The organism is Kribbella sp., from assembly GCF_035655035.1.
GTDB lineage: Bacteria > Actinomycetota > Actinomycetes > Propionibacteriales > Kribbellaceae > Kribbella.
On the sequence record NZ_DASRVN010000279.1, the window covers coordinates 13,012 to 27,368 of the forward strand.

At 69.4% G+C, this 14,357-nt stretch carries 11 protein-coding genes; 1 reads left to right on the forward strand and 10 read right to left on the reverse strand.

Features of this window, described 5'->3' with window-relative positions:
* Window position 1: 1 nt before the first annotated feature.
* The 5 genes from VFF46_RS16075 to VFF46_RS16095 all read right to left on the reverse strand — a co-directional run bounded on the left by VFF46_RS16075 (window position 2) and on the right by VFF46_RS16095 (window position 5,996).
* Complete coding sequence (locus VFF46_RS16075; RefSeq protein ID WP_325037923.1) at window positions 2-1,003, reverse strand: ABC transporter ATP-binding protein; 1,002 nt, start codon at window positions 1,001-1,003, stop codon at window positions 2-4.
* Entirely contained in the window at window positions 1,000-1,899 is a 900-nt protein-coding gene (locus VFF46_RS16080; protein WP_325037924.1) for an ABC transporter permease, read from the reverse strand. The genes VFF46_RS16075 and VFF46_RS16080 overlap by 4 nt, the downstream gene beginning before the upstream one ends.
* A complete protein-coding gene (locus VFF46_RS16085) occupies window positions 1,892-2,818 on the reverse strand; it encodes an ABC transporter permease (RefSeq protein WP_325037925.1) in 927 nt (308 codons plus the stop codon). The genes VFF46_RS16080 and VFF46_RS16085 overlap by 8 nt, the downstream gene beginning before the upstream one ends.
* Entirely contained in the window at window positions 2,815-4,395 is a 1,581-nt protein-coding gene (locus VFF46_RS16090; RefSeq protein ID WP_325037926.1) for an ABC transporter substrate-binding protein, read from the reverse strand. Before VFF46_RS16090 ends, VFF46_RS16085 begins: the two co-directional genes overlap by 4 nt.
* 257 nt (window positions 4,396-4,652) lie before the next feature.
* Window positions 4,653-5,996, reverse strand: coding sequence for a PLP-dependent aminotransferase family protein (locus tag VFF46_RS16095; protein ID WP_325037927.1), 1,344 nt, complete (start codon window positions 5,994-5,996; stop codon window positions 4,653-4,655).
* A gap of 66 nt (window positions 5,997-6,062) precedes the next feature.
* On the opposite strand from VFF46_RS16095, the gene VFF46_RS16100 reads away from it, so the two are divergent.
* Window positions 6,063-7,232 carry an MFS transporter gene (locus VFF46_RS16100; RefSeq protein WP_325037928.1) on the forward strand — a complete coding sequence of 390 codons (1,170 nt, stop codon included), beginning with the start codon at window positions 6,063-6,065 and terminating at the stop codon, window positions 7,230-7,232.
* Here the strand turns inward: VFF46_RS16100 and VFF46_RS16105 are convergent.
* The 5 genes from VFF46_RS16105 to VFF46_RS16125 form a co-directional block, all read right to left on the reverse strand.
* The gene (locus tag VFF46_RS16105) at window positions 7,223-8,986 is read right to left on the reverse strand and encodes an ABC transporter ATP-binding protein (RefSeq protein ID WP_325037929.1); all 1,764 of its coding nucleotides are present in this window, start codon (window positions 8,984-8,986) and stop codon (window positions 7,223-7,225) included. The genes VFF46_RS16100 and VFF46_RS16105 overlap by 10 nt on opposite strands.
* A complete protein-coding gene (locus VFF46_RS16110) occupies window positions 8,983-10,752 on the reverse strand; it encodes an ABC transporter ATP-binding protein (RefSeq protein WP_325037930.1) in 1,770 nt (589 codons plus the stop codon). The genes VFF46_RS16105 and VFF46_RS16110 overlap by 4 nt, the downstream gene beginning before the upstream one ends.
* A 130-nt stretch (window positions 10,753-10,882) precedes the next feature.
* Window positions 10,883-12,529 carry an ABC transporter ATP-binding protein gene (locus tag VFF46_RS16115; RefSeq protein WP_325037931.1) on the reverse strand — a complete coding sequence of 549 codons (1,647 nt, stop codon included), beginning with the start codon at window positions 12,527-12,529 and terminating at the stop codon, window positions 10,883-10,885.
* Window positions 12,530-12,729: 200 nt separating this feature from the next.
* Complete coding sequence (locus tag VFF46_RS16120) at window positions 12,730-14,043, reverse strand: pitrilysin family protein (protein WP_325037932.1); 1,314 nt, start codon at window positions 14,041-14,043, stop codon at window positions 12,730-12,732.
* Window positions 14,040-14,357: S1 RNA-binding domain-containing protein (locus VFF46_RS16125; RefSeq protein ID WP_325037933.1), on the reverse strand; the 318-nt coding region annotated here is incomplete at its 5' end. The genes VFF46_RS16125 and VFF46_RS16120, both read right to left, overlap by 4 nt.

The following is a 14,357-nucleotide window of genomic DNA, read 5'->3' on the forward strand; positions in this document are numbered from 1 at the left end:
CTCAGACCGCCTCCTTCTCGGCGAGCGTCGTACGGCGGATGCACGCGGCGTCCCGGCCGGGAGCGACGGTCAGCAACGGCGGTACGTCGAGGGCGCAGTCGTCGATCGCGATCGGGCACCGGGTCCGGAACGCGCAGCCGGACGGGATCGCCCGCAGCGACGGCGGCGTACCGGGAATGGTCGGCAGCTCGCGGCCCTTGAGGTCGGCCGACGGCATCGACAGCAGCAGTCCCTCGGTGTACGGGTGCACGGGATGCTCCAGCGCCTCCGAGGTGGCGGCCCGCTCGACGACGTGCCCGGCGTACATCACCACGACGTTGTCGGCGACGTCCGAGACCACGCCGAGGTCGTGGGTGATCAGCACCACGCCCATGTCCCGCTCGGCCTGCAGCTCCGCGATCAGTTCCAGGATCTGCGCCTGCACGGTGACGTCGAGCGCAGTCGTCGGCTCGTCGGCGATCAGTACGTCGGGGTCGAGGGCGAGCGCCATCGCCAGCATCACGCGTTGCCGCATGCCCCCGGAGAACTCGTGCGGGTAGTCCCGGACCCGCTTCGACGCGGCCGGGATCCGGACCCGGTCGAGCATCTCGGCGGCGTTCGCCATCGCTTCCTTCTTGGACATCCCGCGGTGCACCCGGTAGCACTCGGCGATCTGGGTGCCGACCGACTGCACCGGGTTCAGCGCGGACAGCGAGTCCTGGAACACCATCGTGATCCGGTTGCCGACCACCTTGCGGCGTTCCTTGGTGCTCATCGCGATCAGGTCCGCGCCGCGGTACTCCGCGGTCCCGGAGACGATCCGCCCGGGCGGCATCTCCAGGATCCCGGTCAGCGCCTGGGTCGAGACGCTCTTGCCCGACCCGGACTCGCCCAGGATCGCCAGCGTCTCCCCGGCCCGGACCTGCCAGGACACCCCGTCGACGGCCCGCACCGGACCGCGCGGCGTCTCGAACTCGACCGTAAGATTGTCGACTTTCAGCAGTACTTCGCCAGTGGCAGTCATCGCAGAAGTTTCGGGTCGAGGGCGTCCCGGATCGAGTCGCCGATGATCATGAACGAGATCGTCATCGTCGAGATGAAGATCGCCGGCCAGATGAACAGGTGCGGGGTGTCCCGGTACGACGCCGCGACGCCGAACTGCGAGCCCCACGAGATCGACGGCGGTTGCAGGCCGACACCGAGGAAGGTGAGCGCCGCCTCCAGCCCGACCATGCCGCCGATGCCGAGCGTGGTCATCGCCAGCAGCGGGGCCATCGAGTTCGGGAACACGTGTTTGCGCAGGATCCGCAACGGTGGCACCCCGATCGACCGGGCCGCCAGTACGTACTCCCGGTTCCGCACCGAGAACACCGTGGCCCGCATCAGCCGCATCCCGCCGGGCCAGCTGATCACCAGGATGACGCCGACGATGATCCAGATGCTGCGGTCCTGGACCGAGTTCAGGATCACGATCAGCACCACGATGCCGGGGATCGAGAACAGGACGTCGGCGGTCCGCGAGATCAGCGCGTCGACCGCGCCCGGGAAGTACCCGGCCAGCAGCCCGAGGGTGCCGGCCAGCAGGAACGCCCCGAAGCTCGCGCAGATACTGACCAGCACCGACGGCCGGGCGCCGTACACGACGTTCGCGAAGTAGTCGCAGCCCTGGATGTCGAACCCGAACGGGTGCCCCGGGCCACTGCCCTGCCGGCTCTTCGCGAGCTCGCAGAACCGCGGGTCCTGGGAGGTGAACAGCCTCGGCACCGCGGCCATCGCGAAGAACAGCAGGAGCAGCAGGCTGCAGATGACGAACTGCGGCTTGCGCAGCAGCGCCCGCAGCAGTTCGCGGTTGGACAGGGTGCGGCCGTCGCCGAGTTCCTGCGCCTCGGCGCCGACGGCCGCGGAGATCTGTTCAGACATTGCGCACCCTCGGGTCCAGGACGCCGTACAGCACGTCGACCAGCAGGTTGATCAGGATGAACGAGATGAACGCGAGCGTGCACAGCAGCACCACCACGCCGCCCTCCTTCAGCTTGACCGCCTGGAACATGAACTGGCCGAGCCCGGGCAGGTTGAAGATGCTCTCGGTGATGATCGCGCCGCCGAACAGGCCGGCCAGGTCGAGCCCGATGAACGTGACGACGGGCAGCAACGCGTTCGGCAGGATGTGCCGCCAGAGCACCCGCTGCTCGCCGAGGCCCTTGGCCCGCGCGGTCTTCACGAAGTCCGCGTTCACGGTCTCCACGATCGAGGTCCGCATCAACCGGCCGAGCCCGGCGAAGCCGAGCACGCCGATCACCAGCGCGGGCAGCAGGTACGACCGTGGATAGCCCTCCAGTACGCCGGACACCGGGAACCACTTCAGCTCCACCGCGAACAGGTACTGCGCGGCGAAGTACGCCACCAGGCCCGGGATCGCGAGCAGCACGAGTGTTGCCAGCAGCAACGACCGGTCCACCCAGCCGTTCCGCTTGAAGCCCGCGTAGATCCCGAAGATCAGCCCGAGCACCCACTGGAACGCCAGGCTCATCGTGGCCAGCTTCAGCGTCACCGGGATCCGCAGCCGGAGCTGGTCCCCGATGTCCGCGCCGGCGAACGTCGTACCGAAGTGGCCGGTCAGGATGTCCTTCATGCTCAGCAGGTACTGGACGATGAACGGGTCGTTCAGGTGGTACTGCGCCCGCTTCGCGGCCAGCACCGCGGCCGGGATCGGTTTGTCACCGGCCAGCTCGCGCAGGGGGTCCCCGGGCATCGCGAACACGAGCGCGAAGACCCCCAGCGTGACGATCAGGCCGATCGGAATCGCCGCGAGGATGCGGCGGAGGACGAAACGGATCACTTGAAGGTCGCCCAGAGTGCCGAGACGCCGACGTACTTGGAGACCCGCGGCTGGATCTTCGCCGAGTGCAGGTACGCGTTCGACTTGGTGTACAGCGGGATCAGCGGCATGTCCTCGAGCGCGATGTCCTCGGCCTTCTGGTAGAGCTTGATCGCCTTCTCCGGGTCCGGCTCGGCGTCGCCCTTGGCGAGTTCGGCGTCCAGCGCGGGGTTCGAGTAGTGGGCGAAGTTCGCGTCGCCTCCTGTCTTGAACATCGGCGTCAGGTAGTCCTCGATCGACGGGTAGTCGTGACCCCAGCCGCTGAACCGCAGCCCGTCCAGCTTGTGCGAGTCGGCCAGGTCGGTGATCTCCGAGCTCTGCTTGCCGGTGTACTTCACCTGCAGGCCGAGGTTCTGCCGGAGCATGTTGCCGATCGCCTCGGCGAAGATCTGCCCGGTCGCCGACGTCGTGTTGTAGTTGATGTTCAGCGGCCCGGAGAAGCCGCCGGCCGCGGCCAGGTCGGCCTTGGCCTTGGCCGGGTCGAAGTCGCAGTACTTGCAGGCGTTGTCGCGGTAGCCGGCCATGTCCGGCGCGACCAGGCCCTTGGCCGGCTCGGACAGCCCGACCAGGTCCGCGAACGCCTTCCGGTCGATCGCCTCCGAGAACGCGTGCCGCAGCTGCGGGTTCTTGAACCGCGGGTCCCAGGCCGGGATCACCAGGTAGTTCGCGCCGGAGCTGATGCTGGTCACCCACTGGTCCGGGGCGTCGGTCTTGAAGCTCTTCACCTTGGTCGGCGGTACGTCGACGAAGTCCAGGTTGCCGGCCAGGAACTCGTTGTACGCGGTGTCGCCGTTCGGGATGAACTTGTACGTGATGTTGTCCGCCTGCGGGATCTGCGGACCCTTGTACCCGCTCCACTTGGTGAGCTTGATGTCGTCACCGGCGTTCCAGGCGCCCGCCATCTTGTACGGGCCGTTGCCGATCGGCTTGCGCTTGTAGGCGTCCGGGTTCTTCCGGACCTCCTCGGGCAGCGGCGCCAGGCCGAGGTACTGCAGCGTCAGGCCGAACTGCGAGAACGGCACCTTGAGCTTCACCGAGAAGGTCAGGTCGTCGATCTGCTTGAGGCCGCTGAGCGTCTTCACCGCGGTCGGCTTCGGCGTGGCGCCGTCCGGCGTCGGCGGGTTCAGCGCGTCGTACCCCTCGACCTTGGAGAAGAAGCCGTTGTTCTTCCAGCCGTTCGAGCCCTCGGCGGTCATGTTCCAGCTGTCCACGTAGTCCTTCGCGGTCAGCGGCTGGCCGTTCTGGAACGTGTTGCCGGCCTTCAGCTTGATCGTCCAGGTCTGGCTGGTCTTGTCCGGCGTGACCGAGTCGGCCATCACGTTCTGCAGCTTGCCCGTCTCCGGATCGGTCTGCACCAGCGGAGCGAAGATCGCCATCGCGATCCCGATCCCCGGGCTGCCGTTGTCGTTCAGCGGGTTGATGTACTCCAGCGGGTCGGCGACCATCGCGATGGTCTCGCTCTTGGCGCCGGAGCCGCCTCCACTGCTGCTCTTGCCGTCTCCACAGGAGGCGAGCACCAGCGCAAGGCCGAGTGCCACCCCCACAACCCCAGTCAGACGTCGCACGGTCTTACCAACTTCCTCGGCGGGAGGGCCGCTATGCGGGCGGATCAAGCGTCATGGTGGCTGGTCGAAACTGCGCATGTCAACGTTGTCAGACGCAAAGCGGCGGCACGTAACGTGAGCGTTACTTTGCCAAGACCTCAGATGACCAGCCGCTTGACGGCGATGCTAGCGCCACTTAATCAGATCAGTCGCCGTGAGTCATCAGATGACAGGTCGGTTTGGGAGTATGCTCACAAATGCGCACTCCGCAGTGCACCGACGAGTGCGCTGAGTGTTCGGGCCCATGCGTGCTGTGGCGCCGCGCCGTACCCGAGCACCAGCGCGGGCGGCAGGCCGGTGCCGAAGTGCGACAGTCCGAACGTGACCACCCCCTGCCCGGCGAGCGTGCGCAGTACGGCGTCCTCGTCCTGACCCGGCAGGCCGACGACGACCTGCAGCCCGGCCGCCGCGGCGCCGGTGCGGAAGTCGTTGCCAAGGGCACGGATCAGGTCGTCGCGGCGATGCCGGTACCGCAGCCGGGACGCCCGGACGTGCCGGTCGTACGCGCCGTTCGCGATCAGCGTGGCGAGCGTCAGCTGGCTGAGCGCGTCGCTGTGCCGGTCGCTCCAGGTCTTCTCCTCGATCACCGCGCCGACCAGCCGTTCGGGGACGACCAGCCAGCCGAGCCGCAACCCGGGCGCCAGCGTCTTGCTCGCGGACCCGGCGTACGCGACCACGTCCGGCGCCAGCCCCTGCAACGCGCCGATCGGCTGCCGGTCGTACCGGAACTCGCCGTCGTAGTCGTCCTCCAGGATCACCGCGTCCCGGGCCCGCGCCCAGGCGATCACCTCGGTACGGCGGTTCGGCGCGAGCGGGACGCCCGTCGGGAACTGGCTGGCCGGGGTCAGCAGCACTCCCCCGGCGTCACCCAGCTCGCCGACGACCGCGCCGTGCTCGTCCACCGGGATCGGCCGGAGGTCCAGACCGGCACGCAGTACCTGCTCCGGAACGGCCGCCTGACCAGGGCGTTCGTACCCGAACGACGTCAGGCCGAGGCGGGCGATCGTCCGGATGAACAGGCCGGTCGCCTGCCGGACGCCGGTGCAGAGGATGATCTGGTCGGGTGTCGCCTGGACACCGCGGACCCGCTGCAGGTACCCGGCCAGCACCTCGCGGGCGTACGCCGGGCCGCGCGCGTCGTCGTACTGCAGGGCCTCGTGCGGACGGGTGTTGAGGACCTGCCGGGAGGCCGAACTCCAGGCGGCGACCGGGAAGGTGGACACGTCCGGTCGGCCGGGCCGTAGGTCGTGCAGGATCGGCGGCTCGGTGGTTTTATCGGCCCGCCGGTCCGGGACCTGGGCGGTTGCGGCGGTACGCGTGCCGGCTCCGCGGTCGCCGGTCAGGTAGCCCTCCTGGACGAGCTGGCCGTACGCCTCGGCGACAGTGTTGCGGGCGACCGCGAGCTCCGTTGCCAGGGCTCGGCTGGACGGCAGGCGGGTGCCCGGCGGAAGCGTCCGGATCGCCTCCCGGAGCGCGTGTTCGAGTCCGGCGCGGACACCGCGAGAGCGGTCGACGACCAGATGCAGATCGGGCATGGCCCAGAATTCTAACCGTGGCATGGCCCAAGATCATGGGACAAGATCGTCGTAGCGTCGGTGCACGTGAGACATCCGACACTGCTGCTGATCTCCCTCGTGAGCCGGATCGGATCCGGTCTGGCAGCCTCCGTCTCCGCGCTCTACGTGACCCAGGTCGTCGGCCTGGCCCCGCGGTCCGTCGGCCTGGCGCTCACCGCGACCACGGCCGTCGCGGTGGCGGGCAGCATCTGGCTCGGCCAGCTGTCCGACCGGCTCGGGGCACGCGAGGTCTACGCGGCGATGTTCGGCCTGCAGGCGCTCGCGACCGTCGGGCTGGTGTTCGTGTCGAGCGTGCCGACGTACGTCGTCGCCCTGCTCGCGCTGGCGATCGCGGACCTCGGCTACCGGAGCTCACAGGGTGCGGTGATCCATGCCGTCGTACCGGCGACGGAGCGGTTGGCGGTGCGGGCGACGGTACGTGTCGCGGCGAACATCGGGGTCGCGGTCGGCGCTGGTCTCGGCGGTTTCGCGCTCCTGGTCGGCTCGCCTACCGCTTATCGCGTCGCGTTGCTCACGACTGCGGGGCTGCTGCTCGTCACCGGCTTGCTCGTTTTCCGGCTTCCTCGGGTCGCGGCGGTCGGCGAGGCGCTGTCATGGGCCGTGCTGCGCGACCGGCCGTTCATGCTGTTCATGGGGCTCAACGGGGTCCTGAACATGCACAACTCGATGCTGACGGTCGCCGTACCGCTGTGGATCGCGACGCGTACCGACGTACCGCACTGGATGGTGTCGGTGCTGTTGATCGTGAACACGTGCGCCGTGGTCCTTTTCCAGATCCGGCTGACCCGCGGGACCGACTCGCTCGGTGGGGCTGCCCGCGCCGGGCGCCGGGCCGGGCTGCTGCTCTGCCTCGCCTGCCTGGTGCTCTCCGTCACCTCGTTGACGTCCACCGCAGTCACCGTCGCGCTGCTGGTCCTCGCCGCGCTGGCACACGTGACCGGCGAGATCCTCGAGTCGGCCAGCAGTTGGGGTACGAGTTATGCCGTCGCGCCGCCCGGCCTCGTCGGGCAGTACCAGGGCGCGCACGCGATGGGCCGCGGGATCGGCGACCTGATCGGACCCACGCTGCTGGTCGCGGTCGCCCTGCCGCTCGGTGGCGCCGGTTGGTTGCTCATCGCAATCATCTTCGCTGTCGCCGGTCTGCTGACGCCGGTCGTGCTGCGGAGAGACCTGCAGCTTGTCGGTCAGCGGTAGCCGGCGGCCTGTAGGTTGTAGAGCTCCGCGTAGGTGCCGCGGCGGCTCATCAGCTCCTCGTGGGTGCCTTGCTCGGCCACGCGGCCGTTCTCGAGGACGACGATCAGGTCCGCCGACCGGACGGTCGAGAACCGGTGCGAGATCAGCAGCGTGATCCGTCCGTCGGCACGGCCGGCCCGGGCCTCGGCGGCGAGCCGGTCGAACAGTGCCGCCTCCGTCTGCGGGTCCAGCGACGCACTCGGTTCGTCGAGGATCATCAGCAACGGTGTCGGCCGGACGAGCGCCCGGGCGATCGCGAGCTTCTGCCACTGCCCGCCGGACAGCTCCACGCCGCCGGCCCACGACGTACCCAACTGGGTCTCGATGCCGTCCGGCAGCTCGTCGACGAACGTCGCGTCGGCCTTCCCGAGCGCGGCCCGGACCGCGCTCGGCGGCTCCGACAGGCCGCCGACCGCGACCGCCTCGCCGACCGTCAACTGGTACCTGACGAAGTCCTGGAAGCCGGCGCTGACCTTCTGCCGGTACTGCGTGAGGTCCAGCGCGGCGAGGTCGACGCCGTCGACGAGGACCTCGCCGGAGCGCGGGCGGTACATGCCCGTGAGGATCTTGACCAGGGTCGACTTGCCCGCGCCGTTCTCGCCGACGATCGCGATCGTCCGCCCCGCCGGGAGGTACAGGTCGGTCCCGGGCAGCGCGAGCCGGTCGTCGCTGCCGTAGCCGAAGGTCACGTTCTTCAGCTCGATGCCGTGGGTCAGCCGGTCGGGTATCGGCTTCGTGCCGGGCTGGTACTGCGCCTGGTCCGCGAGCCAGTAGTAGTGCTCGGCGGCGGTGCGGATGCGCAGTACGGAACCTGCCAGGTCGAGGATGCGGTTCGCGGCGCTGACCACGGCGCCGGCTAGTGCGATCGCCAGTGCCACGTCACCGGCGGTCACCCGTCCGGCGGTGGCTTCGCGGAGGACGAGCAGCAGCGCGCCGACGTACGCGATCGGGAACACCGACCAGCCGGCGGCACCGATCAGTACCGACCGGAAGAGTGCGGTGTGGGCGATCCGGTTCGCGTCCTCGGTCGCGCGGCGGTGCTCGCGGAGGAGTTCGCCGCCGAGCGACGCGACGTGGATCTCCTGCGCCGACGGCGGGGCGACCGAGACCATGAACAGCTGCTGGGCGAGCCGTCGGCGCGGGGCCGCCGCAAGCTCGGCCCGGCGACGGAGCTGCTCCGCGCGGCGGCTCAGCCAGAGCGCCGGAAGTGCGACGAGGGGCAGTAGCGCGAGTACGGGCGCGAGGTTCGCGAGCAGGACGGTGCTGATCGCCAGTTGCGCGACGACCAGCGGGGAGACGAACGGAAGCGTGACGCTGTCGCCGAGTTCGGGGGCGTCGCGGCGCAGGGACTGCAGACGGTCGAGGAACTCGGGCCGCTCGAAGTGCTCTATCCGCGGGGCGCCTGCGGCCAGTCGCAGTACCCGCCGCTCGGAGACGAAGCCGGCCCGCTCGCGCATCCGGATCGTCGCCCAGCGGTAGCCGATCGGAGCCACCAGCACGAGGGTCAGCGCGATCGCGACTCCGATGCCACCGGCAACGATCTCTGCCTGGTCGCCGGACACCACGCCGTCGACCAAGGGCCTTACCGCGAGCGCGAACAGCAGTGGGCTGACGAAGCTCGACATCGTGACGAGGGTGTAGAGCAGGAACAGGCCGGGGCCGATCTCCCAGCCGAGGCCGATCAGCAGCCGGGCGGTGTTCGTCCACGACTTCATGCCGGCTCCCCGAATCGTGCGGCCTGCAGGCGGAACATGCTGGCGTAGCTGCCGTCGAGGTCGAGCAGTTCGTCGTGGGAGCCCTGCTCGATCACGCGGCCCTCGTCGAGGACGACGATCGACGACGCCTGGCGGACGGTGGAGAAGCGGTGCGAGATGAGGATTGTCGACAATCCTGTTGTCAACTCGAGGAAGCGGCGGTAGAGCTCGGCTTCCGAGCGGGCGTCGAGGTGGGCGGCGGGTTCGTCCAGGATGAGTACGGAGGCGCCTTGCTGGACGGCGTACAGCGCCCGTGCGAGACCCAGCCGCTGCCACTCGCCGCCGGAGAGTTCGACGCCGCCGTCGAACTCGCTGGACAGGATCGTGTCCCAGCCGTCCGGCAACCCCTCGACGATGCTCGCCGCCCCCGCTCGCTCGACGGCCACCTCCGCTGCGGCTTCGGCACGGCCGAAGCGCACGTTGTCGTACGCGGACATCGGCAGCCGCAACGGCTGCTGGAAAACCACAGCGAGCCGCCGGCGCCATCCCTCGATGTCCAGGTCCTGCAGGTCGGTGCCGTCAACGGTGATCGTTCCGCGAGTCGGTTCGTACAGCCCGCACAACAGCTTCACCAAGCTGGTCTTACCAGCCCCATTCGCCCCCACAATCGCCAGCGACTCCCCTGCTGGGATCACCAGCTCAAGATCCCGTAGCACCTCCCGATCACTCCCCGGATAGGCAAACCCCACCCCACGAAACGCAATCGCCCGCACAGGCACCCCGCCCGCCGCCTGCGAGCCACGCTCCGGCGCGGTGGTGCCGCGGGTGGGGTGTGGTGTTGTGATTGCTTGGAGGGCTTGGTTGTAGCGGTGGAGGGTGGTTAGGGCCAGCTCGGTTTGGAGGCCGGTCCAGGAGGATTGCTGGATGCCGGCCAGGGCGATCAGGTACGTCTGCAGGTACGTCGCGGTGGCGCCGGCGGACAGGTGGCCGGTGGTTGCGGCGCGGATCACGAGGACGATGCCGCTCAGGACGACGGCGCCGAGGACCGCGGTCGCCAGCAGTGGGCGACGGCCAGGGCGGTGCAGAACGTGTCGCATGGTTTGCGTCCACGTCTCGCCGTGCCGCGCGACGACGTACTCCGGGAGCCCGAACAGGCGGATCTCCTTCGCGGCGGGTGGTGTGGTGCCGAGGTCGTTGAAGTAGCGCATCCGCCGGGCGGACTCCGTCGCCCCGTAGTGGTGGCCGGCCTCGGAACGCGAGGCGACCTTGTCCTCATACGCCGCCCACACGCCGGCGACCAGCAAACCGGCGCCGAGCCACCAGTGGAACCCACCGAGAATGACGCCCGAGGCAACCAGCACCACCCGCCCGGTGACCAGTCCGCCAAGAGTTCCCGCCAGCCGCCCCGGCCGCGCCCAGTCCGCCCGCAAGGTGTCCCGCCCGACCTCCACAAGCTGCGCCGTCGCCGGATCCTCCAGCCGCCGCACACCCCCAGGCGCCGACACCGCAGCCATCAACTCGTGCTGCAACTCCGCGTCAACCCGCTCCCCCAACGCAACAGCCGAAGCCCGCTGCAACGCCCCCGCCAGCCACTGCAACAACAAACACCCACCCGCAACCACCGCCCACACCACGGCCCGCCCCGACTCACCGCGCACAACCCCCGCAACCACCTGGCCGATCCCCACCACCGCACCCACCGGCGCAGCGGCCGACAGCACGACACTCACCACCGTCAGCCCGAACAGCCCAGGCCCCGCCCGCCAGGCAACCTGCGCGAATCGCACAACCCCAGGGCCGGCGCCTGCCGACGGCGTTCGAGGGGCATCGGTTTGGGATCGAGTGGCCGGCATATCCCCCGCCTTCTGCGCGCGTCCGGCGCGGATGCGCCAACTTACCAGCGATCATGGCGGGCGCTCACTCCTTTTGTGCTGCGAACAAGCGGGCGAACCGGCCCTCCGGCTGAGTGATCAGGTCCTGGTAGGTGCCTTGCTGGACCACCCTGCCCCCGTCGACCACATAGATACGATCCATCTCGCGCAGGGTCCACGCGCGGTGCGAGACCACGATCGTGATCCGGGCAGCGCTGGTACGGCGGAGTTCGGTGAAGATCTGCTGCTCCGCCTCCGCGTCGATCGCGGATGTCGGCTCGTCGAGGATCCAGACGCCGGCGTCGCGCAACCGGATCCGGGCGAGCGCCAGCCGCTGCCACTGCCCACCGGAGATCCCGGTACCGCCCCACTGCTGCCCGAGCTGCGTGTCCAGCGGCAGCTCCGCGGCGAACGTACCGCCCAACGCCGCCCGGACGTCCTGATCCGCAACCGCCTCCGGCGCCCCGAGCGCCACCGCCTCCCGCAGCGTGAACTCGAACCGCCCGAACTCCTGCACCAGCAGCCCGAAATGGGCCAACCGCTCCTCCTCGCTCAACCCGGCCGCGTCCACCCCGTCGATCAGCACCCGTCCACCGTCCGGCCGCAGACTCCCGACCAGCAGGTTGATCACGGTCGACTTCCCCGCCCCGTTCACCCCGACCAGCGCCACCAGCTCACCCCGCCGCGCCTCGATGCACACGTCGCGCAGCGTCGACCCGTCAGCGCCCGGATACCGGTACGTAACGTTGTCCAAGGCAACAGAATCCACCCGCCGCCGTACCGTACGCCGCCCCGCCGCCGGCACACTCCGCACGAACCGCCGGTAGATCGCGGCCTGCGGAGCCGCCGTCACGATGCTGCCGAACGCGTACCCGCATTGCCGGATCGCGTTCAGCCCGGAGATCGTCCCCGCGACCGCGGCCACCGCGCCAGCACTCGAACCACCGAGCGCCACCAGTGCCCCGCCGAACAGCAGCACGGTCACGAACGCGGCACCCAACTCGTACAACATCGCCGTACGCACCATCCGATCGAGCACCCCGGTCGCGGCGGTCCGGCTGTCCGCGACCAGTCCCGCCACCTTCCACCCGGACCCGAGCACCGCCAACTCGGTCCCGGGCCGTTGCTGGATCAGCTGCTCGGTCGCGTACGCCGCCTTCCGTTCGTACTCCGCGACCCGCGGCCAGCCGGTCGCCTCCATCCGCGAGATCAACGTGAACGCGAGCACCGTCGGCGCCAGCGCGGCAAGCACCAGCAACCCGGACAGCAGGTTGATCGACGCGATCGCCACGCACAGTACGACGGCCGTCGCCGCCGCGCTGAGCACCTGCACGGGCTTCCCGGCCACATCGCTCATCGGATGCGTCGCCGCCTGGCTCGCCTCCAGGTCCCGCACCACCTCAGGCGCCGCCAGCCGACGAGGACTGAGCCGGGCCGCCACCTGCGCCAACTCGACCCGCAACGCAAGCCGCAGACGCAGCATCATCCGCTGCCCCACGCAGTTCGACACCTGGGTCAGCGGATACATCGCCCCGACCACGACGGTCAGCCCGAGTAGCGCGCGCCAGCGATCACCACCCGCCACCAGCTCGCGGATCAGCACCACCTGCACACCGGGCAGAACCGCCAGCACCAGTTGGAGAACCGAGTACGTCGTCAGCTGTCCCGGGGTGATGCGGACAGCGTCGGTCAATGAGTCACGGACAGCACGAAACGCGTCGAGCACGAGGAATCCTTCGCACGCAGGCCGGAGCCGCAGCCGGGGACCCGGGGCAGCTCACGTCGGCCGCAAATTGCGTGCCATCCCAGCAAGCGGGCCCAGCCCGTGCGTCCAGGGATCCAGTGGCAGATCACGATGACGTGTGTTCTGGGCCAAGTTACACCTGGCCGGTGTCACACCGTGAAGGCGGTGGTGTTCTCGTCGAAGGGGCCCATGACGGTGAGGGCGGGGGCGCCGGCGTACAGCTCGGCGGCCAGGTTCGTGACGTCGTCGAGGGTGACCGAGTCGATCCGGTGCAGGATCTCGTCGACGGTCGGGAGTTCGCCGTACACGAGCTCGGCCTTCGCGATCCGGGTCATCTTGGCGCCGGTGTCCTCCAGGCCCATCACCACCGAGCCGCGCATCTGGCCCTTGCCGCGGAGCAGTTCGTCCGGGGTGATGTTGCCCTGGGCAATCGCCTCGAGCTCGCCGCGGATCACGTCCAGCACCTCCGGGGCCTTCTTCGGCAGGCAGCCCGCGTACACGCCGACCATGCCGGAGTCGGCGTACGCCGAACCGAACGTGAACACCGAGTACGCCAGCCCGCGCTTCTCCCGGACCTCCTGGAACAGCCGCGACGACATCCCGCCGCCGACGATCCCGTGCAGGACGCCGGCGATGTACCGGCGGTCGTCGCTGCGGACCAGCCCGGGCATCCCGAGCACCAGGTGCGCCTGCTCGACGTCGCGGTGATGCACCCGCACGCCGCCGTACGTCGGCACCCGCCGGGCCGTGCCGCGGCGGACCGGGATCGGCTCGGCCTCCGCCGTCACCCAGTGCCGCTCGAACGCCTTGCGGACCAGCCGGACCACGTCCGCGTGGTCGACGTTGCCGGCCACCGAGACGACGATGTTCGACGGCTTGTAGCGGCGCCGGTACCAGCCGACGACCTGCTGACGGGACAGCCCGGCGACCGATTCCGGCGTACCGGTGATCGACCGTCCGAGCGGCGATTTGCCCCACAGTTGCTCGGCGAACAGGTCGTGGATGTGGTCCGACGTCTCGTCGGCGTGCATCGCGATCTCTTCGTCGATGACGTCCCGCTCACTCTCGACGTCGGTGCCGGTGAGCGTCGCGGACGTGATCATGTCGCAGATGACGTCGACCGCGAGCGGCAGGTCGGTGTCCAGCACCCGCGCGTAGTAGCAGGTGTACTCCTTGCCGGTGAACGCGTTCATCTCGCCGCCGACCGCGTCGATCGCGGCGGAGATCTCCAGCGCGTCGCGACGCTCGGTGCCCTTGAACAGCAGGTGTTCGAGGAAGTGTGTGGCGCCGGCCAGCTGCTCCGGTTCGTCCCGGGAGCCGACGCCGACCCAGAGCCCGAACGTCACCGATCGGAAGCCTGGGACGGACTGGGACAGCACACGAAGCCCGGAGGGCAGGACGGTCCGTTTGACCGGACCGCCCGCCTCCGGGCTCAGCAGCGTGCTGGTGATCGCACGGGTCACTCTGCGGCTTCGGCCTCAGGCTTCTTGTCGTCCGAGCCCTCGATGACCGGGATCAGCGAGAGCTTGCCACGGTCGTCGATCTCGGCGATCTCGACCTGCAGCTTCTGGCCGACCGAGAGCACGTCCTCGACGGCCTCGACGCGCTTGCCACCGGCCAGCGGACGCAGCTTGCTGATGTGCAGCAGGCCGTCCTTGCCCGGCAGCAGGCTGATGAACGCACCGAAGTTGGTCGTCTTCACGACCGTGCCCAGGTAGCGCTCGCCCTTCTCCGGCATGGTCGGGTTCGCGATCGCGTTGATCGCGGCCCGGGCGGC